At 74.0% G+C, this 24,315-nt stretch carries 19 protein-coding genes; 8 read left to right on the forward strand and 11 right to left on the reverse strand.

The features are described 5' to 3' along the window. Positions 1-89: 89 nt before the first annotated feature. The 6 genes from ABD284_RS23465 to ABD284_RS23490 all read right to left on the reverse strand — a co-directional run bounded on the left by ABD284_RS23465 (position 90) and on the right by ABD284_RS23490 (position 8,570). On the reverse strand, positions 90-1,511 hold the full coding sequence (locus ABD284_RS23465; protein WP_344147767.1) for a benzoate/H(+) symporter BenE family transporter: 1,422 nt from the start codon (positions 1,509-1,511) through the stop codon (positions 90-92). Then, positions 1,508-2,779 (reverse strand): 2Fe-2S iron-sulfur cluster-binding protein, encoded by a 1,272-nt coding sequence (locus ABD284_RS23470; RefSeq protein WP_344147769.1) that lies wholly within the window; start codon positions 2,777-2,779, stop codon positions 1,508-1,510. The genes ABD284_RS23465 and ABD284_RS23470 overlap by 4 nt, the downstream gene beginning before the upstream one ends. Then, entirely contained in the window at positions 2,776-3,693 is a 918-nt protein-coding gene (locus ABD284_RS23475; RefSeq protein ID WP_344147772.1) for an FAD binding domain-containing protein, read from the reverse strand. The genes ABD284_RS23470 and ABD284_RS23475 overlap by 4 nt, the downstream gene beginning before the upstream one ends. Before the next feature lie 9 nt (positions 3,694-3,702). Then, positions 3,703-4,482, reverse strand: a complete 780-nt coding sequence (locus ABD284_RS23480) for an enoyl-CoA hydratase/isomerase family protein (RefSeq protein ID WP_344147775.1) — start codon at positions 4,480-4,482, stop codon at positions 3,703-3,705. A 104-nt stretch (positions 4,483-4,586) separates the two neighbouring features. Continuing rightward, the gene (locus tag ABD284_RS23485) at positions 4,587-6,995 is read right to left on the reverse strand and encodes a xanthine dehydrogenase family protein molybdopterin-binding subunit (RefSeq protein ID WP_344147778.1); all 2,409 of its coding nucleotides are present in this window, start codon (positions 6,993-6,995) and stop codon (positions 4,587-4,589) included. Between the two features lie 3 nt (positions 6,996-6,998). Then, positions 6,999-8,570 carry a class I adenylate-forming enzyme family protein gene (locus ABD284_RS23490; protein ID WP_344147781.1) on the reverse strand — a complete coding sequence of 524 codons (1,572 nt, stop codon included), beginning with the start codon at positions 8,568-8,570 and terminating at the stop codon, positions 6,999-7,001. A gap of 73 nt (positions 8,571-8,643) precedes the next feature. Here ABD284_RS23490 and ABD284_RS23495 point away from each other — a divergent pair, with 73 nt between their 5' ends. Next, positions 8,644-9,213, forward strand: a complete 570-nt coding sequence (locus ABD284_RS23495) for a helix-turn-helix transcriptional regulator (protein WP_344147784.1) — start codon at positions 8,644-8,646, stop codon at positions 9,211-9,213. A gap of 97 nt (positions 9,214-9,310) precedes the next feature. Here the strand turns inward: ABD284_RS23495 and ABD284_RS23500 are convergent, their stop codons facing one another. Then, positions 9,311-10,582, reverse strand: coding sequence for an FAD-dependent monooxygenase (locus ABD284_RS23500; protein ID WP_344147787.1), 1,272 nt, complete (start codon positions 10,580-10,582; stop codon positions 9,311-9,313). A 113-nt stretch (positions 10,583-10,695) separates the two neighbouring features. Beyond that, positions 10,696-12,159, reverse strand: a complete 1,464-nt coding sequence (locus ABD284_RS23505; RefSeq protein WP_344147790.1) for an MFS transporter — start codon at positions 12,157-12,159, stop codon at positions 10,696-10,698. Between the two features lie 118 nt (positions 12,160-12,277). Between ABD284_RS23505 and ABD284_RS23510 the strand changes: the two genes are divergently transcribed. Beyond that, positions 12,278-12,841, forward strand: a complete 564-nt coding sequence (locus ABD284_RS23510) for a TetR/AcrR family transcriptional regulator (protein ID WP_344147793.1) — start codon at positions 12,278-12,280, stop codon at positions 12,839-12,841. Between the two features lie 114 nt (positions 12,842-12,955). Here the strand turns inward: ABD284_RS23510 and ABD284_RS23515 are convergent, their stop codons facing one another. Both ABD284_RS23515 and ABD284_RS23520 read right to left on the reverse strand, forming a co-directional pair. Further along, the gene (locus ABD284_RS23515; RefSeq protein WP_344147796.1) at positions 12,956-14,332 is read right to left on the reverse strand and encodes an MFS transporter; all 1,377 of its coding nucleotides are present in this window, start codon (positions 14,330-14,332) and stop codon (positions 12,956-12,958) included. 313 nt (positions 14,333-14,645) lie between these two features. Continuing rightward, positions 14,646-15,437, reverse strand: a complete 792-nt coding sequence (locus tag ABD284_RS23520) for a DeoR/GlpR family DNA-binding transcription regulator (protein ID WP_344147799.1) — start codon at positions 15,435-15,437, stop codon at positions 14,646-14,648. Positions 15,438-15,639: 202 nt separating this feature from the next. Here ABD284_RS23520 and ABD284_RS23525 point away from each other — a divergent pair, with 202 nt between their 5' ends. The 5 genes from ABD284_RS23525 (at position 15,640) to ABD284_RS23545 (ending at position 21,157) form a co-directional block, all read left to right on the forward strand. After that, positions 15,640-16,335 (forward strand): HAD family hydrolase, encoded by a 696-nt coding sequence (locus tag ABD284_RS23525; RefSeq protein WP_344147802.1) that lies wholly within the window; start codon positions 15,640-15,642, stop codon positions 16,333-16,335. Then, a complete protein-coding gene (locus ABD284_RS23530; RefSeq protein WP_344147805.1) occupies positions 16,335-18,107 on the forward strand; it encodes a dihydroxyacetone kinase family protein in 1,773 nt (590 codons plus the stop codon). Before ABD284_RS23525 ends, ABD284_RS23530 begins: the two co-directional genes overlap by 1 nt. Before the next feature lie 8 nt (positions 18,108-18,115). Then, entirely contained in the window at positions 18,116-18,568 is a 453-nt protein-coding gene (locus ABD284_RS23535; RefSeq protein ID WP_344147808.1) for a ribose-5-phosphate isomerase, read from the forward strand. A gap of 79 nt (positions 18,569-18,647) precedes the next feature. Beyond that, positions 18,648-19,700 (forward strand): 2-hydroxyacid dehydrogenase, encoded by a 1,053-nt coding sequence (locus tag ABD284_RS23540; RefSeq protein ID WP_344147811.1) that lies wholly within the window; start codon positions 18,648-18,650, stop codon positions 19,698-19,700. After that, complete coding sequence (locus ABD284_RS23545; protein ID WP_344147814.1) at positions 19,697-21,157, forward strand: FGGY family carbohydrate kinase; 1,461 nt, start codon at positions 19,697-19,699, stop codon at positions 21,155-21,157. Before ABD284_RS23540 ends, ABD284_RS23545 begins: the two co-directional genes overlap by 4 nt. 149 nt (positions 21,158-21,306) lie before the next feature. On the opposite strand, the gene ABD284_RS23550 is transcribed toward ABD284_RS23545, so the two are convergent. Further along, positions 21,307-22,734 carry a glycoside hydrolase family 16 protein gene (locus ABD284_RS23550; RefSeq protein ID WP_344147817.1) on the reverse strand — a complete coding sequence of 476 codons (1,428 nt, stop codon included), beginning with the start codon at positions 22,732-22,734 and terminating at the stop codon, positions 21,307-21,309. 499 nt (positions 22,735-23,233) lie between these two features. Here ABD284_RS23550 and ABD284_RS23555 point away from each other — a divergent pair, with 499 nt between their 5' ends. Further along, the gene (locus ABD284_RS23555; protein WP_344147820.1) at positions 23,234-24,229 is read left to right on the forward strand and encodes a LacI family DNA-binding transcriptional regulator; all 996 of its coding nucleotides are present in this window, start codon (positions 23,234-23,236) and stop codon (positions 24,227-24,229) included. The last annotated feature ends 86 nt before the right edge of the window (positions 24,230-24,315 follow it).

The following is a 24,315-nucleotide window of genomic DNA, read 5'->3' on the forward strand; positions in this document are numbered from 1 at the left end:
CCGGCGCCGCGTCCAGACCGCACGGCTCCGCCTGCCGGCGGACCCGCCGAGCGGGGGCGGGGCCCGGCCGGTCCCCGCCCCCTCCGCCGTCACTCGCGAGCGGGCTCCGGCCGCTCGCCGGACGCGGAGCGCTCGTCGCGCCCGTGCTTCCCAGGCGAAGCGGGGGCCGCGGCCCCGGCCTCGTCGCCGTCCGCGCTCTCCGCGCCTTCGTGCCCGTCCGTCTCGTCGGCGCCCAGTGCGCCCTCCCGGTCCCGGCCGCGGAAGTGCCCGGTCTCCAGCACCAGGGACGCGAGCACGCCGCCGACCAGCGCCCAGAACGGCGCGGAGATCCCGAACGCGGTCACCCCGCTCATCGCGATGACCAGCGCGAAGAAGGCGCCGATCTGGAACCGTCCGCCGGAGAACGCCCGCTGCAGGGCGCTCACCAGCACCGTCACCATCGCGAGGCCCGCCACAGCCGAGATCAGCTGGGACGGCAGCGCGGTGACCAGGCCGACGGCCGCCCCGGCCAGCACGCCGAACGCCGCGAAGAGCACCCCGTTGACCACCGCCGCGGTGTAGCGGCCCGCGCGCGGGCCGCTGCCCGGCGCCGCGCAGATGGCGGTCATCGGTCCGGCGATGTTGGCGCTGTGGGCGCCGAAGGGTGAGGCCAGCAGCCCGAAGACGCCGCTGGCGATCGTCATCGCGTTCATCGGCGGGCGGTACCTCTCGGTGATCAGCACGCCGATGGCCTGGGCGTTCTCCGCACCGACGATGAGGACCGCCAGCGGCACCGAGACCGCCAGCACCGCTCCGGCGTCGAACCCGGGCACCACCGGCTGCGGCGCCGTCAGCGCCACCTCCGTCGCGGGCGCGCCGAACGCGCCCGTGGCGGCGGCCGCTGCGGCTCCGCAGACCAGGGCGCCGAGCACGCCCGGCACGCGGGGCAGAAAGCGGGTCGAGACGAGGAAGCCCGCCACGGCCGCCGCCACGATCCACGGCGCCTCCCGGCCGGCGTCGAGCACCCCGACCGCGAAGTTGATCAGCGCGCCGGCGATCATCGCCATGATGATGGGCAGCGGCAGCCACGACATCACCCGCCGGACGGCGCCGCTGAGGCCCAGGACCAGCACCAGCAGCGCGGCCACCACGTAGGCTCCGGCCATCTCCGCGAACGAGTGGCTGCCGAGCGCGCCCACGGCCAGCACCGCGCCGGGGATGCTGTAGGCGCCCACGACCGGCTGGCGGTAGGACGTCGCCAGGACCAGGCTGATCAGGCCGCCGAACACGTACACGCCGAAGATCCACGTCGCCGTCTGCTCGGGGCTGAGCCCGTTGGCGGACGCGCCGTCGATGATGATCAGGGCCGGCCCGGTGCAGCCGAAGATCGCGGCCACCAGGGCGCTGCCGGCGGAGGCCACCGACAGGTTGCGCACGAACGCCCGCGGTCCGCGCGGGCCGGGGGGTGCCGGCTCCACGATGCGCCGGCGTGCTGCGGGGCGCTGCGGCGCGCCCGTTGCGGGGGGAGTCATCGCCTTCCTCCTTCCTCGCCGCGCCCGGTGATGCGCGCGAAGAACGCGCGGACCCGCCGGCGCAGCGCATGGGCCATCAGGCCCAGGGCACTGGGCGCCGCCCCCGGACGGACCGGGGCGGCGCCGGCGGCCGCGGCCTGTTCGAGCGACTCGGCGAACTGCTCGAACATGCGGCGGCTTATGTCACCGGCCAGCGCACGCCCGAACTGGGCGATGCGGCCGGTGAGATAGACGTCGGCGGCGGCGCGCAGAGTCAGCCCGCCGTCGGCGCGGTCGAGGGTCAGCACCACGTCGCCCTGGGTGCGGGCGCCGCCGGTGTCCTGGCCTTGGGCGACGACGTGCACGCGGCCGCGCTCGCGGTCGCGTTCGAGCACGTGCGCGACGCCGGTGAAGGAGAGCTTGACGGGGCCGACCGCCACCCGGGCGCGCCCTGCGTAGCGGTCGGGCCCCAGCTCCTCGGTGAGCTCGGCGCCCGGCAGGCAGCGCGCGAGGGTGTGCACGTCGTCGAGCACCCGCCACAGCCGGTCCTCGTCCACCGCCAGCTCGCTGGTGAGGTCGACGGTGACCGTCGGCTCGGCGTCGGGCAGCCGGATGGCGACGTCCTCCGCGCCCGCCTCGGCGGCCGGGACCCGCTCGCCCCCGGCGCCGGCCGGCGCACCGGCGCCCGGGCCGCCGCGCCCGGTCAGCACGCGCTTGGCGCAGTTGCCCGGAGCCGGCGGCCCGCCGGGGTAGGCGCGCGCCGTCTCGGCGACCGCGGTGACGATGTTGCGGTAGCCCGTGCAGCGGCAGAGGACGCCGGACAGCTGCTCGGGCAGGTCCTCCTCGGCGACGGCGGGCTCGTGGGAGAGCAGGTCGTAGGAGCTCATCAGGAACCCCGGAGTGCAGAACCCGCACTGCAGCGCGTGGTTGCGGCCGAACGCCGCCTGCAGCGGGTGCAGGTCGTCGGGGCGGCCCAGCCCTTCGACCGTGACGACCTCCGCGCCGTCGAGCTGGCAGGCCAGCAGCAGGCAGGCGCGCGCGGCGTCCCCGTCGACCAGTACCGTGCACATGCCGCACACCCCGTGCTCGCAGCCGGTGTGGGTGCCGGTCAGCCCCAGCCGCTCGCGCAGCGCGTCCAGCAGGGTCAGGCGGGCGGGCACGTGCAGCTCGACGGGCGTGCCGTTGACGGTCATGGCGACGTCGACGCCGTCGTGCGCCGCCGCGCGCACCGGGCGCGGCCCGGCCGCCTCGCGGCCGCCCGCGCCGGGCCGGGACTCGGCGCTACTCATGTGCTCACCTCCGCTGTGCCGCGCTCGGCGCGGCGGTAGGCCCGGACCAGTTCGCGGGCGGCCAGAGTGGCGAAGAGGCGCTTGCGGTAGCCCGGCGAGCCGTGGGCGTCGCCCGCGGTGTCGACCACCTCCTCGGCGAGTTGGGCCAGGGGCGCGGACAGCCGCGCTGCGGCCTCGGCCGCGCCGCCCCCGCCGGGGTCGGCGGTCGCGAGCAGCGCGGCGGCGTCGCGCGTGACCGGCCGGTCGGAGACCCCGAACGCGGTGACCGACGCCCGGGCGACTCCGGCGCCGCCGCCGGTGCTCGACCGGGAGACGTGCACGGCGACCCCGGCCAGCGCGAAGTCGCCGTGCCTGCGGGCGACCTCGGCGAAGCCGAAACCGTCGCCGGGCGCCGCGCGCGGCAGCCGTACCGAGCGCACCACCTCGGCGTGCCCCAGCGCCGTGGTCATGGCGCCGGTGAAGAAGTCGCGGGCGGGCACGTCGCGGTCGCCGGCGGGGCCGGCGAGGGTCAGCACGCCGTCCAAACAGCACGCCACAGCGGGCAGCTCGGCGGCGGGGTCGGCGTGGGCGAGGCTGCCGCACACCGTGCCCCGGCTGCGCAGCTCACGGTGGCCCACCCACGGCAGCGCCATGCCCAGCAGCGGGACGCCCGCGCCGCCCGGCTCCCGCTCCAGCCGGCGCTGGCGCGCCGTCGCGCCGATGCGCAGGGCCCCGTCCTCCTCGCGGACGTCGGCGAGCTCGGCGATCGCGTTGACGTCGACGAGCGTCTCGGGCCGGGCCAGCCGCATCGCCAGGACCGGCATCAGCGACTGCCCGCCGGCGATGACCTTGCCGCCGCCGTCGGCGGCGGCAAGCTCGGCCACCGCGTCCTCGACCCGCGCGGGGCGGACGTAGTCGAACGGAGCCGGCTTCATGGCCGCCGATCACCTTCCCTGGAACTCGGGGGAGCGCTTCTCGCGGAACGCGGCCACCCCTTCGGCGAAGTCGCGGCTGGAGCGCAGCATCGCGTAGGCCTTGCGCTCCAGTTCGATGCCGCTGTACAGCGGGGCGTCCACGCCCTTGTCCAGCACCTCCTTGGCGGTGCGGGCCGCGAGCGGCGAGAACCCCAGCAGCGTGGCCACCAGCTCCTCGGTGGCCGTGCCAAGCCCGTCGGCATCGGGCAGCAGCCGGGCCACCAGACCCCAGTCGGCCGCCTCGCGGCCGGTGATGCGCTCGGCGGTGAGGACGTGGTACTTCGCGCGGGAGAGCCCGATCAGCCGGGCCAGCCGCTGGGTGCCGCCCGAGCCCGGGATCATGCCCAGGCGCATCTCCGGCAGCGCGAACCGGCTGCGCTCGGTCGCCAGCCGGATGTCGCAGGACAGCGCGAGCTCCAGCCCGACACCGAAGCAGTAGCCGTCGACCGCGCACACCACGGGCTTGGCGCTGCGTGCGGGCGCGGTGACGTTGTGGCCGAGGTCGGTGAAGTCGACGGCCTCGACCTCCATGAACCCGGCGATGTCGCCGCCCGAGGAGAAGTGCTCCCCCTCGGCCTGGACGACGACGGCCTGGACCCGGTCGTCGGCGTCGATCTCGGCGAAGCGGTCGGCCATGACCTGGCGGGTCTCCCAGGTGATGATGTTGTAGGGCCCGTGGTCCAGGGTCAGGTAGGCAACGCGGCCGTCGTGGCCGTGGTGCAGCCGGATCTCGCCTCCGGTGAGCGGCATTGCGGTTCTCCACTTCTGCGGTTTCTTCGGTGTCGCGGCGCCGGGCCGGTTCGGCGGCCGACGGTGGTCCGCGGCGGGGGCGGTGCGGTCTCGGCGGGCGGCGCTTAGAACGCGTCCTCCAGCAGCCGGTGCACCACGTCGCCGTGCAGCGGCAGCGAGTCGATCCGCACGCCGTGCGGCGACAGCGCGTCGGCCACGGCGTTGGCTACGGCGGCGGGCAGGCTCATGCTGCTGCCCTCGCCGCAGCCCTTGGCGCCCAGCCGCGTCAGCGGCGACGGGGTCTGCATGTGGTCGCTGTGCAGCCGGTAGCCGGCCTCGGCGCTGGTGGGGCACAGGTAGTCCATGAAGGTGGCCGCCGTGGGCTGGCCGGAGGCGGAGTAGCGCAGCTCCTCGTAGAGCGCGCCGCCCAGGCCGTGGGCGAGGGCGCCGTGCACCTGCCCCTCCAGCAGGACCGGGTCGAGCACGGTCCCGGCGTCGTGCACCGTGTAGACGTCGGTCAGCTCGATCCGCCGGGTGTCGGGGTCGATGCGCACCACCGCGAGCTCGGCGACGAACCCGTAGCACAGGCTGGAGTTGATCCGGTCGTCGCGGCCCGCCGCCTTGGACTCGGGCGGGGTGAACGCCGCCTCCTCGTACAGCCGGGCCGAGACCCCCTCCGGCAGCGCACCGGGGTCCCAGTGCACCAGGCCGGCGGCGTGGCGGAACTCGACGGCGTCGTCGGGGGCCTCGCGCAGGCGCACCCGGCCCCCGGCCAGCTCCACGTCGCCGGGTTCGGCCTCCAGCAGCACCGCGCCGGCCGCGCGCACCGTGGCCGCGAGGCGTTCGGCGGCCTCGACCAGGGCGCTGGTGAGCAGCGGCGCGAAGCGCGACGAGTAGCTGCCGGAGCTGACCGTCCAGGGCGTGGTCGCGGTGTCCATCTCCACGATCGGCCGCACCTGGTCCAGGGGCAGCCCCAACTGGTCGGCGACCACCTTGCGGGCGACCGTCGCGTGCCCCTGCCCCTGGGGCACGGTGCCCAGCAGCACCGAGACGGTCCCGTTCACGTCGACGCTGACGCGCACGTGCTCGGTCGAGCCGGACTTGCCGCGCCCCCGCTGCTCGGCGGGCGTGGCCAGGCCCACGTAGCCGATGTTGGTGGCCGAGGGGTCGACGACGGCGGCCATGCCCAGGCCCAGGTACTCGCCGTTCTCCCGCGCCTGGCGGCGGCGCTCGCACAGCGCCTCGTAGTCGGCGTTCTTCAGCAGCAGCTCGAAGGCGCCGGGATAGTCGCCGGAGTCGTAGACCCCGCCGGAGGGGGTGGCGTAGGGGAAGGCGTCGGCGGGCACGAGGTTGCGGCGCCGCATCTCCGCCGGGTCCAGGCCCAGCTGCGCCGCGGTCTCGTCCACCAGCCGCTCCAGGCCGAAGTACAGCTGCTGGCCGCCGAACCCCCGGTTCAGCCCGGTGGGGGTCTTGTTGGTGACCACGGCGCGGGAGCGCAGGTGCACCGCCTCGATGCCGTAGGCGCCGGTGATGTTGCCGAAGCAGCGGTAGAGGGTGCTGGGCTCGGGCGGGCGCAGGTAGGCGCCCACGTTGTCGACGAGGTCGACGCGCAGCGCGCGGATGCGCGCCTGGGAGTCGACCGCCGCCTCGAAGACCATCGACCGGTCCGAGCCGGCCGAGGAGGCCAGCAGGTGCTCGACGCGGTCCTCGGTCCAGCGCACCGGATGCCCGGCGTGCCTGCTGGCCAGCGCCAGCAGCGCCACGTAGGGATAGATGCCCGCCTTGATGCCGAAGCTGCCCCCGTTGTCCGGGGGCACGACGAGCCGCACGCGGGAGGCCGGGACGCCGATCGCGCCCGCCAGCACCGGGACCATGGAGAAGGGGCCGTGGAAGTTCGCCCAGGCGGTGACGGAGGGCCCGTCGGCCTCGTCGCGCCACTCGGCGACGACCGAGTAGCACTCCATCGGGGTCGAGGAGTAGCGGGGGAAGGAGTACTCGCCCCGCACCACGTGCTCAGCGCGGTCGAACTCGCCGTCGACGTCGCCGAAGTCGAACGTGCGGTCGGTGGCGACGTTGGTGCCGGCCGCCTCGTGCAGCAGGGGCGCGTCGCCGTCCATCGCGGCGCGGACGTCCACGACGGCGGGCAGCGGCTCGTAGTCGACCCGGACCAGCTCCCCGGCGTCCTCGGCGGTGTAGCGGTCGGCGGCCACCACGACGGCGACGGGCTCGCCCACGAACCGGACCTTGTCCGTGCCGGCGGGGTAGTAGTCCATCGGTGTCTTCACCGACAGCGGGAACGGCCGCAGCGCCTCGGCCACCTCCTCGGGGCCCACCACCGCGGCCACGCCCGGGTGGGCGCGCGCCCGGCTCAGGTCGACGCCGCGGATGCGCGCGTGCGGGTGGTCGCTGCGGACCACGGTCGCGGTGAGCGTGCCCGGCAGCGGGTCGAGGTCGTCGAGGAAGCGGCCCCGTCCGCACAGCAGTGCGGGGTCCTCGACGCGCGCGGTCTGCTGGTCGGGTGTCTGCGACGGCACGGGTCAGCGCCCCCCTTCCGTGCTCGCCTCGGCCAGCGCGCGGAAGTCGCCGGCGGTGAGGCGGCGCCGCAGGAGCTTGCCCACGGCCGACTTGGGTATCTCGGCGACCGCCACCACCCGCTTGGGGCGCTTCAGCGACGCCAGCCCGGAGCCCGCGCGCAGGTAGCCGACGACCTCGTCGACGGCGTCCTGCGCAGACGTGCCGGTGCGGGGCACGACGAAGGCGGTGGCCGCCTGGCCCCAGCGGTCGTCGGGCAGGCCCGCGACCGCGACCTCGGCGACGGCGGGGCAGCGGATCAGCGCGTCCTCGATCTCGTCGGGGTAGATGTTCTCGCCGCCGGAGTTGATCATGTCGTCCACGCGGCCGCTGACCCACAGGTCGCCGTCCTCGTCCTGCACGGCGAGGTCACCGGGGAAGTACCAGCCGCCGCGGATGGAGGCGGCGTCGGCGTCGGGCCGCTGCCAGTAGCCGCCGAACGCCTCGGGATTGTCCATGCTGACCGCGATCTGCCCGGTCCGGCCGCGCTCCACCTCGTCCTCGGCGGAGGCCTCCGGCTGCGGCGAGACGAGGCGGACGCGGCCGAACACCCCGGCGCGCCCGGCCGAGCCCGGTTTCGCGGCGACGTCGGGGCCGATGGTGAAGGTGTAGATCTCGGTGCTGCCGAAGTGGTTGACGAAGGCGGCCGGCTCCAGCGCCTCGACCAGGCCCTGCGCCAGCGCCGGCGTCATCGCGGCTCCGGCGTAGGCGAGGCTGCGTACGCTCGCGGCCTCGTGCAGGCGCCCGGTGCGCAGCAGGCTCCAGTAGACGGTGGGCACCAGGTAGAGGGAGTCGACGCGCTCGCGGTGGATCAGCTCCAGCGACTCCTCGGCGTCGAACCGCGTCTGCGGCACCCAGGTGCCGGCGCCGACCAGGCAGGCCAGCAGTGTGCGCAGGCCCATGGTGTGGAACATCGGCATCACACCGAGGGTGCGGCTGAAGGGGCCCGGGCGGGTCTGCAGCAGGTGGGCCACGGCGGCGCTGTGCTCGGCGCGGTGGGTGCGCGGCACGCCCTTGGGGCGGCCGGTGGTGCCGGAGGTGTAGAGCATGACGCTGAGGTCGTCGTCGCCGACCGCGACCCCGAGCGGCCCGTCCGGCTGGGCCTGCGCCTCGTGCTCGACCGTGCCGGGGGGCGGGGGAGCGCCGGGGGGTCCGCCCGCGGCGGAGTGCAGCCGCGGAACCGCTGCTCGGAGTCCCGCGGCGTCGGCGGTCGCCTCGGTGGCGGCGTCGGTCACCAGCAGCGCCGGGCGCGCGTCGGCCAGGCAGTAGGCCAGTTCCTCTGGGCCCAGCCGGAACGACAGCGGCACCGAGACCGCCCCGATCTTCTGCGCGGCGAGGTGCAGGCCGGCCAGCGGCTCGCCGCCGCCCATCAGCAGTGCGACCCGGTCGCCGCGGCCGGCCCCGTGCGCCGCGAGGACGCGGGCGAGCCGGTCGGTGCGGGCGTCCCACTCGCGGTGGGTGAGCGGGACCGGGCCGCCCACCGCCCGCAGGTCCGGGTAGCGCTCGGCCGTCCGGCTCTGCACTGTTCCGAGGTCCATGCACCCCTCCAGCAACAGTATGAAACAGATCATATAGATCAGATGGTCGCCAACGTACGGTAAGCTCTGGGGCGTGTCAACAGCGCGCCTTTCGACGACCTCCTATGTCGTGCTCGGGATGATCGCCATGCGCGGCCCGTCGACGTCCTACGACCTCAAACGCGCGATCGGCCATTCGGTCGGCTACTTCTGGCACTTCCCGCACGCCCAGCTCTACTCCGAGCCCAAGCGGCTGGAGGAGCTCGGGCTGCTGGAGTCCGAGGAGGAGGGGGCGGGGCGCCGGCGCCGCACCTACTCCGTGACCGAGGAGGGGCGCAAGGCGCTGCGGGACTGGCTCGGCGAGCCCACGGAGCAGCATTTCGAGCTGCGCGACGTCGCCGAGATCAAGCTCTTCTTCAACGAGTTCGCCGAACACGAGGACGTCGCCCGCCTGGCCGTCGACCAGCAGCGCCAGCACCGCGAGCGCATCCGGGTCTACGAGCGGATGCGGGAGCGCTTCGGCGGCCGCTCCGAGATCGCGTCCCGGATGGTCACGCTGCGGCTGGGCCTGGAGCTGGAGTACGCGGCGCTGAACTTCTGGAGGACCATCAGCGAGGAGATCGAGGCCGGCGAGCCGCCCTTCGACGGAGGCGACCGCTCCTAAACCCGCGGCCGGGGCCGGACCCCGTGCCGGCACGGGGTCCGGCCCCGCCGCTCACGCGGCGGGACCGAGATCCCGAGACCGTCAACTGCCGCACCCTTTAGCGGGCACGTCCACCGAGGGCGCGTCCATCACGGTCGTCTCCGCCGCCGTGCGGGTCTGCGCCACGTCGGGGTGGACCCTGTTCGGGCGGCAGCGTGAGGGCCGTGTGCGCGGGGCGCCCGGTTCGCGGCGGCAAGGCGGTCAGGCCGCGAAGCCTGGCGTTGCGCTTTTCGAGGGCGTCGGCGGTGGTGGGAAAGAGCGCCGCGTCGCCTTCACCGACCTGCGCCTGGTTCAGTTCGACGAATCCGCGGGTGTCGCGTTCGTAGGCGGCGAAGGCCGCGGTGTGGTCGCGATGGGCGGCCAGCGATCCGGCGAGCATGTAGGCGCCGACGAGGGCGAGGCTGGACCCCTGCCCGGTCAGGAACGACGGGGCGTAGGCGGCGTCGCCGACGAGCGCGACCCGGCCGCTGGACCAGGCCGGCATGCGGATCTGGCTCACGGAGTCGAAGAACGGGTCGTTCGCGCGGCCCATGGCGGCGACCATGGCCGGGATCTCCCATCCGTCGCCGGCGAAGGTGGCGGCGACGAGGTCGCGCTGCGCCTCGGCATCGCGCAGCGCCTCGTGCGGTGGTTCGGGGCGGGCGAAGTTGAGGAACGCGTGCAGCTCGCTGCTGTCGCCGACCGCGTAGAGCGCCGCGGCCCTTCCGGGAGCGTTCCAGAGGAGGACCTCGTGGGAGAGCCCGAAGGTGTTGGGCATGGTGAACACGGCGAAGCAGTACCCCAGGTAGCGGTGGAACCGCTGCTCGGGGCCGAAGACGAGCTCCCTGGTGTGCGAGTGCAGCCCGTCCGCGCCCACGACCAGGTCGAAGCTGCGCTGGACGCCGCTGCGGAAGGTCACGTCGACACCGTGCCCGTGTTCGGCGAGCGCGTCGATGGAGTCGTCGAACACGAACTCCACATCGTCGCGGACGGCCCCGTAGAGGACGTCGGTCAGATCACCGCGGGGCACCTCGACGTCATGTCCCTCGACTCCGCCGACCACCGCCTGCGGATGCACCACCGCCGCCTCGCCGCCGTCGGCCTCGAGGAAGGTCACCCGGCGCGACTCGACATGCGCTTCCCGGAGCCGCGGCAGGATGTGCATCCGGCGCGCCACCTCCACCGCGGTGCCGCGCACGTCGATCGGGTACCCGCCGCTGCGCAGTCCGGTGGACTTCTCCACCACCGTCACCGCGAATCCGTACCGGTGCAGCCAGAACGCAACGGCGGGGCCCGCGATGCTCGCGCCGGAAACCAGGACCGTTCCTCTCGGTGCGGTTCTTATGCCCATTCGTCAACTCCCAAGGCCGTTGTGAGACATCCGGCGACCGACGCGGGTCACCGTGTTCGCGAGGAAGGCGCCGGCTTCTGCCGGCCTCGTCAGAGGTGCGCCGCACCGGGTCGTCACGCCGGGTCCCGCTCGACGTCGGGCGCCGGCGAGTTGCGGCTGCGGCGTGTGCTGCGCACGAGCACGACGGCCAGCACCGCGGCGGCCGCGAACGCGCCGGAAGCGAGCCCGATGTAGCTGAACACGCCGGTGGCCGAGTTCGCCGTTTCACCGTCGACGACCACGGCGGTCGACCTGAGCACGGCTGCGCCCAGGAAGTTCAGCACCACCGACCCGATCGAGACCATGACCATGACCAGGCTGGACACGATGCCCTGCCGCTCGGGCGACGCCAAGCTCCCCGCCATGTTGAAGCCGGACGTCCCGAGCGCTCCCACCGTGATCCCCAGCAGGAACACGACGCCGAGCGCGGCGGGGAGCTGGGAGGCCCCGACGAGCATCCCGAGGGTCACCACCGTTCCGAACACGACCGCCCCGGCCAGCGTCGCGGCCGGTCCGATGCGCGCGGCAAGCCATCCGGCCGCCGGACCTCCGAGCATGACTCCGAGCGTCGGCGCCGCGAGCAGCAGTGCCATCGATCCCTGGTCGGCCAGTCCGTACCCGAGCTGCTGATCCGCCGAGACGTCGGCGATGAGGGGGAGGAGCTGAAGCGTGCTCTGGTAGGCACCGGTCCCCAGGAAGACGACGAGGAGCGTGAGCACCAGCGGCCCGCCGAGGCTCCTGACGTCGATCAGGGGGTCGGGCTTGCGACTCGATACCAGGAACCACCGGGCCAATGCCGCGGCGCCGCCGGCGAGGAGAGCCAGCGGGCCGACGGCGAGCCAGCCGGCGTCCGAGCCCAGGCTGACGTAGCCGAGCACTGCGGCGAGACCGCCGCCGAGGAGGACCGCGCCGCCGACGTCGATCCTGCCCGGTGTCTTGACCAGGGATTCGGGGATCAGGGCGCGCACGCAGACGGCCATCGCGGCCGCGACGAAGGCCGATATGAGGAACAGGATCTGGAAGCCGAACTCCGCGGCCCACTTCTCGATGAGGAAGCGGGACGCGATGTTGAGCACCGCGGAGCCGGAGGTCACGATGCCCACGATGATCATTGCGATGCGGGGTGCGCAGACGCTCCGCACGATCGCGACGGAGAGGAACATGGCGCCCAGAGCCGCTCCCTGCAGCATGCGCCCCGGCACGAACACCCAGATGCTGGGGGCCGCGGCGCACACGAGGGCGCCCGCGCAGCTGAGGAGCAGCGTCAGCACGAGCACCCTGCGCTTGCCGTAGATGTCGGCACTCTTTCCGAGGAGGGGCGCCCACATCACTCCCGCCAGCATCGCGGTGGCGTTGAGCCACGCCGCCTGGTCGGTACCGAAATGGTCGAGCATCGTCGGGAGGACGAGCAGCGGCGCGTTGATGGCCGAGTCGACCACGAAGTTCACCATGGCCAACACGGCCACCAGGCCGATGACCCGCCCGGTCCATCTCGTATGCAGTCCGGGGTCTGTGCTTTCGGCCCTGCTCTGCTGCATTGAGGACTCCTTGCTATGGGCCCGCGACGATGCCGGGATACCCTTAGGATACGTTTTAGTTTCTTATTGAGCAGAGTAGGGTAGGATATAAGAAACGTCAAAGTTTCTAAGGAGTGCTGTGGGACGACGGCGCGGCGAAGCGCTCGAGGCGGCGATCCTCGAAGCGGCCTGGGACGAGTTGAGTGAGCGCGGGTACGCGAACCTGACCGTCGACTCCGTCGCCCAGCGAGCCGGCACCAGCAAGCCGGTGCTCTACCGGCGCTGGGCGGACAAGCAGGAGCTGGTCGAGGCGGCGGTCGTGCGCCGCGATGCCGCCCAGCCGGTCACCCCGGCCGACACCGGGTCCCTGCGCGGCGACCTGATCGCCACCCTCACCGAGTTGAATGAGCGGGGTCCCTACCTCGCCCAGCTCAGCCTGCTGCTCGCCGGCTACTTCGCCGAGACCGAGACCAGCTTCGCCGAGCTGCGCCGGACGGTCCTCGCCGGACGCCGCTCGGGAAGCGACGAGATCATGGAGCGCGCCGTCGAGCGCGGCGAGCTCGATCCGGCCAAGCTCACGCCGCGGATCGCCGCACTCCCCTTCGACCTGCTGCGAGGCGAGGCGATGATGACGCTGCGGCCGGTCGCCCCCGAGGTGATCGAGGAGATCGTCGACACGGTCTTCCTCCCGCTGGTCCGCTAGAGGAGGCCGTGCGCACCGGTTGCCGCGGCCGGGACCGAAGCGCAGGGGCGCATGCGCGCGCGAGGGCCCGCCGGCGCTCGTGCGCCGGCGGGCCCTCGCGGTCGTCGATCCGGGTCAGGCGGCCTCGGCCGTCGCCGCGGCGGCCAACCGCTTCTCGCCCGGGTCGCTGGGGTCCTTGAGCCGCGTGGACAGCACGGCCACCGCCAGATACATGCAGCTGAAGATCACCGCGACACCGCCGCCGCCGACGAGCGGGTAGGCCAGGGTGACCACCATGGGGCCGACGAAGGCGGCGCCGCCCGCGCCGAAGTTCAGGATCGCCAGCGACGCGCCCTTGTCCTTGTGCTGGACCATCGACGGCATCAGCGCCGACAGCGGCACGAACCCGGCCAGCAGTACGCCGTAGACGCAGCCCAGCGTGATGGTCATGCCGAAGCTCTCGGTGGCCACCGCCGTGAAGTACCACAGGGGCGTGGCCACGGCGCAGCCCAGGCAGCCGAAGAACGTCACGGTTCGGCGCCAGCCGAAGTAGTCGCCGAACACGCCGAAGAACAGGTTGGCCGCGATGTTGGAGCCGTAAGCGGCCGCGGTCAGCGTCGCGATCTGGGCGAGGCTGAGGAAGCCGTCGTTGCCGCCCGCGCTGCCGAGCGTGAACGGGAACATCGCGAAGAATCCGTACTGGGGCGCGGTGTTGACGATGCGCACCAGCCCCCCGGCCAGGGTGCGGCGGTCGCGCCAGAGGATGTCGACGCCCTCCAGCAGCCGGCGGTAGCTGGTGGGGTTGGCCACCGACTCGTCGGCGATGGGCTTGAGGCCGTTGGGCTCGCGCACGGCGAAGGAGCCCAGGACGCCGCCGACGGCGACCAGCACCAGCGACAGGATGAGCGTGTCGTAGAGCGAGAAGCCCAGCGGCCCGATCGCGAGCGCAGCCACTCCGGCGCCCAGCGTGGGCAGGCCGCCGGTGAAGGCGAACCAGAACCAGCCGGCGACCGAGCCGCGCATGCGCTCGGGGCTGGTGGTCTGCGCCCAGACCAGGAAGGCGAAGGCGAAGAGCGGGTAGGCGAAGCCGCGGATGCCGTAGACGGAGACGATGAACGCGAAGTTCTGGGAGGGGATGGCGGCGAACAGGAAGATCGCCTCGAAGACGACCCACCACGCGGCGCCCAGCCAGATCACGCGGCGCGGGCCCCAGATCGCCGAGAGGGTGCCCGACAGCCAGGAGGCCAGCATCACGGCGACACCGTAGACGGTGACGGTGGCGAACGTCGCCTGCTCGCCGGCGAGGCCGCCGCCGTCGGGCTGCTGCAGGTAGTCGGTGAGGTAGCTGATCTCGACGCCGTCGCCGACCATGTAGATCAGCACGGCGACGAATCCCCAGAAGAGCGGCTTGGGGATGCCGATCCGCTCGATGCCGCTCAGCGGTCTCGACGCGGGCTCGGGCTGGCTGGCGGGCGGGTGCTGCGGCTGACGGGACGTCGCCGACTCTTTCATGGTCTCTCCTCGCAGGGGGTGGGATCCGCCCGCCGCGCTGAGCGGGGCCGGGGGCCGGAGTCGTCCGGCGCGTCCCGGCACCCGCTCGGTGCGGGCGGATTGGCGGTGCCTCGCCCCCCGCACCAGCCGGCCGCGGGCGGGCCGGGTGCGGGGCGGCGTGCGGGGGTGCGGGCCGGGGCCCGCACACAAGCCGAGCCCCCGCATCCGCGCGGCACCGCGACCTGCGTCGTGATCGGCTCCGCGCGTGATCCGGGTCTCACCTTCGCCACACGAGGAAACATAACTCGCGTGAAATTAACACGCAAGGAGTTAACTAGTGATTCGTCGTCGCGACCTCCACCTCCACGCGGTCGCGCAGCTCCGCCAGGAGGACGGGATCGACGCCGTCGTCGACGATCACGCGGTCGTAGGCGTCCACCGGCGCCAGGTGGTGCAGCGCGGTGCGCGGCATCTTGCTGGAGTCCATGAGCAGCACCTTGGTCGCGGCCGCGGCGAGCATGGCCCGCTTGACCACGACGATCTCCTGCTCCTGGTGGTAGGTCATCGCCGCGGTCATGGCCGAGGTGCTGAGGAACGCGGTGTCGACGCTGACCGAGGCGATGGCCTCGGTGCAGGGCAGGCCGTTGAAGGAGTCGTGGGTGCGGAAGTAGTCGCCGCCCAGCGCTATGAGCCGGACGTCCTTCATCGCACACACCTCGTCGATGGTGCGGCGGTAGTTGGTGACCACGGTCAGCGGCGCGAGCGGCTCCAGCAGCGTCGCGAGCTGCAGTGCGGTGGTGGAGTCGTCGAGCATGACCGAGCCGCCCGGCTCGACGAGCTCCACGGCGCGGGCGGCGATGGCGCGCTTCTGGTCGATGCGCGCGTTGAGGCGGTACTCGGCGTCGCTCTCGAAGACGGTCGAGGGCTGGGCCGAGACGCCGCCGCGGAACTTGCGCAGCAGGCCGCGCCGCGCCAGCTCGTCGAGGTCGCGGTGCACCGTCATAACACTGACGCCGGTCAGCTCGGCCAGCTCGACCGCCGTCGCGGAGCCCTGCTTGGCGACGAACTCGGCGATGGCCTGCTGGCGAGCTTCCTGGGGGCGGGATTCGCCGCGTCGGGTGCTCATGGGACCCCTGTCCTCGATGTCGGCCGGCTGCTGGATGCTGCACTGCTCGTCCGACGCTAGCGGAGCGGGGCCGCGCCCCGGAGGCGACAGGTCCGGCGGCGGAGCGGTGCCGACCCGAGCGATAACACCGGGGCATGGCTAAATAACTTTCATCGTGTTAATTTAACGCCATACATGTCATGAAGGTGGATGAGAGGATGCGATGAGCAGCAGACTCAGCGCCGTGGTGTTCGACCTCGACGGCGTATTGATCGAGAGCGACCACCTGTGGGAAGAGATGTGGTCGGGCTACGCCGCCCGCCACGGCGCGCAGTGGACCTCCGAGGACACCGCGACCGTCCAGGGCATGAGCTCGCGCGAGTGGGCGCACTACCTCAACCGGATGTCGGGCGCCGGTGAGAGCGAGGCCGGGACCGAGCGCGCGGTGGTCGACGGCATGGTGGGGGCCTTCGAGCAGGAGCGCGTGGACCTGCTCCCCGGTGCGCGCGAGACCGTGAAGGCCGTCAGCGCCGAGGTGCCCATCGCCCTCGCCTCCTCCGCGCCGCGCCGGCTCATCGACGCTGTGCTGCGCGGCCACGGTCTCGTCGACCGCTTCAGCGCCACGGTCTCCAGCGCCGAGGTCGAGCGCGGCAAGCCGCACCCCGACGTCTACCTGGAGGCTGCTTCGCGGATCGGCCGGCAGGGTATCGACTGCGCCGCCGTCGAGGACTCCTCCAACGGCATCCGGGCCGCCCACGCCGCCGAGATGACCGTGGTCGCGCTGCCCAACCAGGCCCCTGGCTACCGTCCGGCGCCCGATGCGCTCGCGCTGGCCGCCGAGGAGGCCGGCGACCTCGCCGACGTGTGCGCCCGGCTGCTGCGGCTGCTCGGCCGCGCCGAGGCCCCGAGGAGCAGCTGATGTCCACGGCCGACCCCGCCGCATACAAGACCTCCTGGCTGGAGGGCCTGTGCAGCTCCTACTCCCGGCTGGTCGCGCCCGTGCCCGACGCGTACGGCGTGATGAGCGCACGCTCCCCTGAGCAGGGCCGCGTCAGCGTCGTCATCGGCGGGGGCTGCGGCCACTACCCGGCCTTCGCGGGCCTGGTGGGACCGGGCCTGGTCGACGCCGCCGTCGTGGGCGACGTGTTCACCAGCCCCAGCGCCGAGCAGGTCTACCGCACCGCGCGGGCGGTCGACGGCGGCGCGGGCGTGTTCTTCAGCTACGGCAACTACTCCGGCGACGTGATGCACTTCGGGCTGGCCGCCCGCCGGCTCGCCGCCGAGGGCGTCGACTCCCGCACCGTGCTGGTGACCGACGACGTCGCCAGCGGCTCGCCGGAGGAGGCCGCGCAGCGCCGCGGAGTCGCCGGCGGGTTCTTCGTCTACCGGATCGCCGCGGCCGCCGCGGCACGCGGCTACGACCTCGACGGCGTCGCCCGCGTAGCGGCCCGCGCCAACGCCATGACCCGCACCTTCGGCGCCGCATTCGGCGGGTGCACTCTGCCGGGCCAGGACGAGCCGCTGTTCAGCGTGGCGCCGGGCACGATGGAGCTGGGACTGGGCATCCACGGCGAGGCCGGGCTGCGGCGCGTGCCCGCGCAGGACCCGGCCGGGCTGGCCGACGTGCTCGTCGACACCCTGCTGCCCGAGCTGCCCGAAGCCGCCGGCGGCGCACGCGCGGCCGTGCTGCTCAACGGTCTGGGCCAGACCCCCTACGAGGACCTGTTCGTCTGCTACTCCCGCGTGCACAACCGCCTGGCCGAGGAAGGGGTCGCCGCGCACCGCCCCGAGGTGGGCGAGTTCGTGACCTCCCTGGACATGGCGGGGCTGTCGCTGTCGCTGATGGTGCTCGACGACGAACTGGCCGACCTCTACGACCAGCCGTGCCAGAGCCCGGCCTACACCATGACCCCCGTCGCCGAGCCCGCTGTGCCCCGGCCCCGGACCGCCTCCCGCGCGGGCTCGGCGTCCTCGTCCGCTGAGAGCGCGGCCGATGCGCGACCGGGCACCGGCGGCGGCGTCGCGGCCGAGGCGCTGGAGGCGGCGCTGGCCGCGGTGGAGGACAACGAGCAGGAGCTCGGCCGGCTCGACGCGGTCGCCGGCGACGGCGACCACGGCCAGGGCATCGTCCGCGGGCTGCGCGCGGCCGCCGCGGCCGCCCGCCGCTCCGGCCCCGGCGACAGCGCCGAGGACGCGGGCCGGGCGCTGCTGCTGGCCGGTACGGCCCTGGCCGACGCGGCCGGCGGCGCATCGGGCGCCCTCTACGGGCTGCTGCTCACCGAGATCGGCGGCGGGCTGGCCGAAGCCGGGCCGGCGCCGGTCACCGCGAAGCTGGTCGCCCCCTCGGTCGAAGCCGCCTTCGACGCCGTCTGCGAGCTCGGCGGCGGCGCCGTCGGCGAGAAGACCCTGCTCGACGCGCTCGCCCCCTTCCGCGACATCCTCGCCGAGCACGCGCGCGCGGGCGCGCCGCTGGCGGCCGCCTGGTCGGCCGCCGCGGCCGCCGCCACCGACGCCGCCCGCGCCACCGCCGACATGCCCGCCAAGCGCGGACGCGCCGCCCGCCTGGGCGAACGCGGCCTGGGCCACGCCGACGCCGGAGCCACCTCGCTGGCGCTGATGGCCCGGGCCGTGGGCGGCGTCCTCGACGCCCGGTGCTCCGCGCCCGCCGACAACGACCCCGAAAGCCGGTGAAGCACGCCATGAAGATCGCCGTCGCGGCCGACAACGCCGGAGTGGCGCTGAAGAACGAGCTGCGGGACCTGCTGCGCGCGGACGGGCGCATCGCCGAGGTCCGCGACCTCGGCGTCCCCGACGCCGCCGACGACCGGGCCTACCCCCTGCTGGGCATCGCCGCCGCCGAGGCGGTCGCCGCGGGCGAGGTCGAACGCGCCCTGCTGGTGTGCGGCACCGGCATCGGCATGTGCATCTCGGCCAACAAGGTTCCCGGGGTGCGCGCGACCGTCGCCCACGACTCCTACTCCGCCGAGCGCTCGGTCAAGTCCAATGACTGCCAGGTGCTGACGATGGGGGCCCGGGTGATCGGGCCCGAGCTGGCGAAGCGGATCGTCACCGAGTGGATCGGCCACGTCTTCGACCCCGAGTCGGCGAGCGCGGCCAAGGTCGCCCGCATCAGCGACTACGAACAGGCCTGAGCCGCGGCGGACGGCCTCGCCCCCGAATCCGCAGCCCCCCGACGGGGTATCGACGACGCGAACTCGAACAGGAGCCGACATGCGAGTACTGGCCGCGGGTGACAACTTCGTCAGCCCGGACCTGCTGGTGACCGCCTTGGAGGAGGAGACCGGCGCCGATCGGCTGGAGCCGTTGGAGGCCACCCGGCTGCACCTGCCCTGGCCCGTCGAGCCGTTCGGCCCCGTCGGCGGAGTCGAGGAGGCCAGCGGGACCGAGGAGCAGGTGATCGCGGCCCTGCGCGGGGCCGAGGTCTGCCTGACCCAGATGGCACCGGTGACCTCCCGGGTCATCGACGCCTGCCCCGGCCTGCGCCTGGTGTCGGTGTGCCGGGGCGGGCCCGTGAACGTGGATCTGGAGGCGGCCACCCGCGCCGGCGTCGCCGTGACCTACGCACCCGGCCGCAACGCCACCGCGGCCGCCGAGTACGCGATCGCGATGATCCTCGCGGCGCTGCGCCGGGTGCCCGCCGCCGACGCCGAGATGCGCGAGGGCCGCTGGCGCGGCGACTTCTACGCCTACGACCAGGCCGGGGTCGAGCTGGACGGCACCGCGGTGGGTCTCGTGGGCTACGGCGCCATCGGGCGGATCGTCGCCCGCATCCTGCGCGCGTTCGGTGCGCACGTGCTGGTCAGCGACCCCTACACCGACAAAGCCACGGCCGAGGAGGACGGCGTGCGCCTGGTCGGGCTGGAGGAGCTGCTCTCCACTTGCACCGTGGTCAGCCTGCACGCGCGCCTGACCGAGGAGACCCGCAACCTGATCGACGCCGACCGGCTGGCCCTCATGCCGCGCGGCGCGGTACTGGTCAACACGGCGCGCGGCGGGCTGCTCGACCACGCGCCGCTGCCCGACGCGCTGCACAGCGGCCGGCTCGGCGCGCTCGCGCTGGACGTCTACGACGTCGAGCCGCCGCCCGCCGACTGGCCCCTGCGCGGGCTGGACAACGTGGTCACCACCCCGCACCTGGCGGGCGCCACCCGGCAGACCGCCGAGCGCGCTGCGCGTATCGTCGCTGGTGAGGTGGGTCGCTATCTGCGCGGCCAAGCGCCCCGCCACCTGGCCAACCCCGAGGTGCGGGAGGTGCGCGCATGATCATCGGCGTCGACGTGGGCACGACGGTGACCAAGGCCGCCGTCTTCGACCGCGACGGCCGCGCGGTGGCCGAGGCCGAGGAGCCGACCACCCTGCACCGCAGCGGCGGCGCCCGGGTCGAGCAGGAGCTGGACGAGGTTTTGGCGACCGTCTCCTCGGTCGTGCGCAAGGTCGCCGCCGCCCGGTCGGAACCGGTCACCGCCGTCGCCCTGACCGGGCAGGGCGACGGGCTCTGGCTGCGCGACGCCGACGGCCGCCCCACCCGGCGCGCCGTCTCCTGGCTCGACGGGCGCGCCGGCGACCTGGTGCGGCGGTGGTACGAGGACGGCACCATGGCGCGGGTGCACCGGCTGACCGGCCAGGGGATGTTCCCGGGCGCCCACGGCCCGCTGCTGGCCGCGCTGGACCGCGAGGAGCCCGAGGCGCTGGAGCGCTCCGCGGTGGCCGGCTACTGCGTCGACGCGATCGCCCAGCACCTGAGCGGCGAGATCACCGTGGACGCCTCCGACGCCTCGCTGCCCTTCCTGGACGTGGGCACCCGCACCTACAACTCCGAGGCGCTGGCCGAGTGCGGCGTCGAGCGGTGGCGCCGGCTGCTGCCCGAGCCCGCCGAGCCGCACCGCCTGTTCTCCCTCGACCGGCGCGGGGCCCGGCTGCTGGACCTGCCGGAGGGCACCCCCGTGACCGGCGGCCCGTTCGACCTGCCCGCCTGCCTGCTCGGCAGCGGGCTCAGCGAGGTCGGCGACGGCCTGCTCACCGTGGGCACGACCCTGGCCTGCCAGGTCGTCGCCGACCGGGTGGACGTGGAGCCCGGCGGCGAACCCGCCGGGATGTGGCTGTGCACCGACCGGCCGGACCGGTTCTCCCGCGCGATGCCGGCCATGGTCGGCACGGCCGGCCTGGACTGGCTGCTGGACCTGCTGGGCCTGGGGATCGGCGAGGTGGAGCCGCTGCTGGAGGCGAGCCCGCCCGGAGCCCGCGGCGTGTCGGCCCTGCCGTTCCTGGCGGAGTCGGGCGAGCGGGCGCCGTTCGTGGACCCCTGGGCCCGCGGCCAGCTCACCGGGGTCAACCTGGGTACCGAGCGCGCCGACGTCGTCCGCGCGGTCTGCGAGAGCATCGCCTACGCGGCCCGGCACTGCCTGGAGGCGGCCGGTCTGGCCGGCGAGCTGGCCGTCTGCGGCGGCGGCAGCCGCTCGCGCGCGTGGATGCAGGTCTTCGCCGACGTCCTGGGGCGGCCGGTGGTCCTGCCCTCCGACGACGCCATCGGGGTGCGCGGCGCCACGGCCGCGGCCTGGCGGGCCCTCGGCGACGCGCCCGACGAGGCGCGCTGGCTCGCGCAGGGGGAGCGGATCGCCCCCCGCACCGAGACGAGCGCCCGCTACGCCGAAGGCTATGCCCGCTACCGCGCGCACCTGGACAGTGCGCGTGCGCTGTGGGCCTCGGACGCGCCCGCCTGACGCGGGCTCCCGCTTGCGACTGCGCGGCCGCGGCCGCGGGCACGGGTCCCGCCCGCCGGAGTCGGCGGGCGGGCGCGCGGACCGGGGCCGGCGGGGGAGCCGGGGAACCGCGCGGCCGTCGCCGTCGCGCGGTTCCCCGGCGAGCGGGGTCAGGCGGTGGAGAACGTGAACCAGTTCAGGTTCACGAAGTCGGCCGGCTGGCCGCTGGAGAACGTCACGTAGACGGTGTGGGTCCCGCTCACCGCGTCCATGTTCGCGGGGACGGTGCGCCAGCTCTGCCAGCCGCCGGTGTTGCCGACGGCGAAGCTCGCGACCGGTGCGGCGGTGCGGCTGTCCAGCCGGACCTCCACCAGGCCGCTCACCCCCGCCGCCGCGCCCGAGGCCACCCGGGCCTTGAACTGGTGCGCGGCGGTGGAGCCGAAGTCGACCCCGTCGAAGCGGAGCCAGTCGCCGTCGGCGAGCTGGGCGACGTTCTGCCCGCCTCCGGAGTCGGAGGTGGTCTCCAGTGCGGTGCCCGACTGACCCTGGTAGTCCTCGCCCTGGATGGTGGAGCGGGCGTCCACGCCGCCGCCGTCGCCACCTCCGTCGTCGCCACCGCCGTCGTCACCGCCGCCGTCGCCGGTTCCGGTCTCCCACACGGCGACGTAGTCGACGACCATCGGCTCGCCGGGCCGCGTCGCGCCGGTGGGGGTGGCGCTGCCCTGCACCCCGTCGGGGAAGGCGCCGCCCATGGCGACGTTGAGCAGGATGAAGTAGCCCGCGTGGCTCGTCATGTCGCTCCACGCCGAGGCGCCGACCTGGCCCTGGTCGACGCTGTGGTACTGCTGTCCGTCGACGTACCAGCGCAGTTGGCTGGAGGAGCCGGTGCGGTCCCACTCGAAGCTGTAGGTGTGGAAGGTCGACTGGCACGTGGAGCCGGGGCAGGCGCGGCTGCCTCCGAGCCCCTGGGTCTCGTTGCACGGTCCGCCGGGGGAGACCCCGCAGTGGAGCACGCCCCAGACCGAGTCGATCCCGTTGACGTTCTCCATGATGTCGAACTCGCCCACGCCGGGCCAGTTCCAGTACTCGCCGCGGTAGGGCGAGCCCAGCGCCCAGAACGCCGGCCAGTAGCCGAGGGCCTCCTGGCCGGTGACGTCGGGGACCTGGATCCGGCCCTCGATGCGCAGGGTCTCGCCGTCGGCGGGTTTGAAGTCGGCCCGCCGGGTCTCGATCCGGGCCGAGGTCCACTGGCCCGAGGAGTCGCGGCGCGGGGTGATGCGCAGGTTGCCCTGCCCGTCCAGGCCGATGTTCTCGGGGTTGTCGGTGTAGGTCTGGATCTCGCCGGTGCCCCAGTTGGCCGGACCGCCGGGGTAGGAGGTGCCGGTGTCGACGATCCAGTCGTCGGCGTCGGGCAGGGAGCCGGCCTGGCCTTTGAAGTCGTCACTCCACACCAGGTTCCAGCCCTCGGGATCGGGGGGCAGGTCGGCCTGGGCGGGGGCGCTTGCCGTGGTCGCCATGGAGATCGGGAGGACGAACGCGGCGAGGGCGGCGAGGAGTCTGCGCCGGCGCCGGTTCCTGGAGGGCCGGTTGCTCTCCATTCTGACCTCTTTCCTTACGTGTCGCATTTCCATACGTTTCGCAGGTGGGGGATGGATCGGTCAGTCGCGGTGCCTTTCCGCCCCGGGTGCTTCGGCGGACCCGTGCGGCGGAGACCCCGGAAGGGGTGGTGGCAGGCGTTGGCGAGAGAGCGCTCTCTCGCATACCGAACATGGCACACTTCACACGGGCGGGCAAGGCGGGTCGGGCATTCGGATTCGGCTCGGGCGGACCGGTGCGCGGGGTGCCGAACCCCTTCTTCTTCCGAAAGAGGGGCGCGAACTGGAATGATGGGAACGCGCGGTAGAACCGCCGAGCCGGCCGGCCGCCCGGTGCCGGGCGTGCGCGTCGGCGCGCCCGAACGCGGCCGTTCCGCGATCGCCGGGGCGGGGTGGGAGGCGGTGGCGCCGGCCGCGTTGGCGAACCAGGGAACATTCGGAGCGGCGGTCCACGTCAGAGAGCGCTCCCCGGCAATGCGGCCGGCTGCGGCAGGGAGGATCATTGGGTAGCAGACGTCCCACATTGGAGGCGGTCGCCGCTCGCGCGCGGGTGTCCCGTGCCACGGTGTCGCGCGTGGTCAACGGGCGGACCACCGTCGACCCCGAGATCCGCGACGCCGTTCTGCGCGCCGTCGCCGAACTGGGCTACGTCCCCAACTCCGCGGCGCGCAGCCTGGTCACCCGGCAGACGGACTCGATCGCCCTGGTCGTCTCCGAGCCCCCGACCCGCGTCTTCTCCGACGATCCGCTGTTCTCCCTGGTGGTGCGCACCGTGAGCAGTGAGCTGGAGGCGGCCGGCAAGCAGGCGGTGCTGATGCTGGCCAGTTCCCCGCAGGCCCAGGCCCGGGTGGAGGACTACGTCTCCGGCGGGCACGTCGACGGGGTCATGCTGCTGTCCATGCACGGCGCCGACCCGCTTCCGGGCGCCGTCGCGCGCATGGACGTGCCCGCCGTCTCCTACGGGCGCCCCGCCGTGGACCTGCCGCACGTCGACAACGACAACGTGGGCGGCGCCGAGCAGGCCGTGGGGCACCTGAGCGGCGTCGGCCGCCGCCGCATCGCGGCGATCGCCGGGCCGCAGGACATGACCGCCGGGCAGGACCGGCTCACCGGGTACCGCGACGCGCTGCGCTCGGCGGACCGCCGCGCGATCGTGGCCGTCGGCGACTTCACCCGGGCCTCCGGCGCCACGGCGATGCGCCATCTACTCGAGGACGACCCCGGGCTCGACGCGGTCTTCGCGGCCAACGACCTGATGGCCATCGGCGCCCTGCAGACGCTGCGCAGGGCCGGGCGCCGCGTGCCCGACGACGTGGCGGTGGTCGGCTTCGACGACATCGAGGCCGCGAGCTTCACCGACCCGCCGCTGACCACGGTCCGCCACCCGGTCGTCGAACAGGCCACCGCCATGGTCGGGCTGGTCCTCACCCCGCCCGAAGAGCGCGAGAGCGACCGCGTCGTGCTGCCCACCGAACTGGTCGTCCGCGAGTCCGCCTGAGCTCCGGCCGCCCACCGCGCCGCCGCGCCCCGCACCGGCGCCGCCGTGCAGGCCCCTCGGCCGGCGGGGCTCGGGCGGGCCTAGGC

It is taken from the genome of Streptomonospora arabica (assembly GCF_039531585.1).
In the GTDB taxonomy this organism is placed as follows: Bacteria; Actinomycetota; Actinomycetes; order Streptosporangiales; family Streptosporangiaceae; genus Streptomonospora; species Streptomonospora halophila.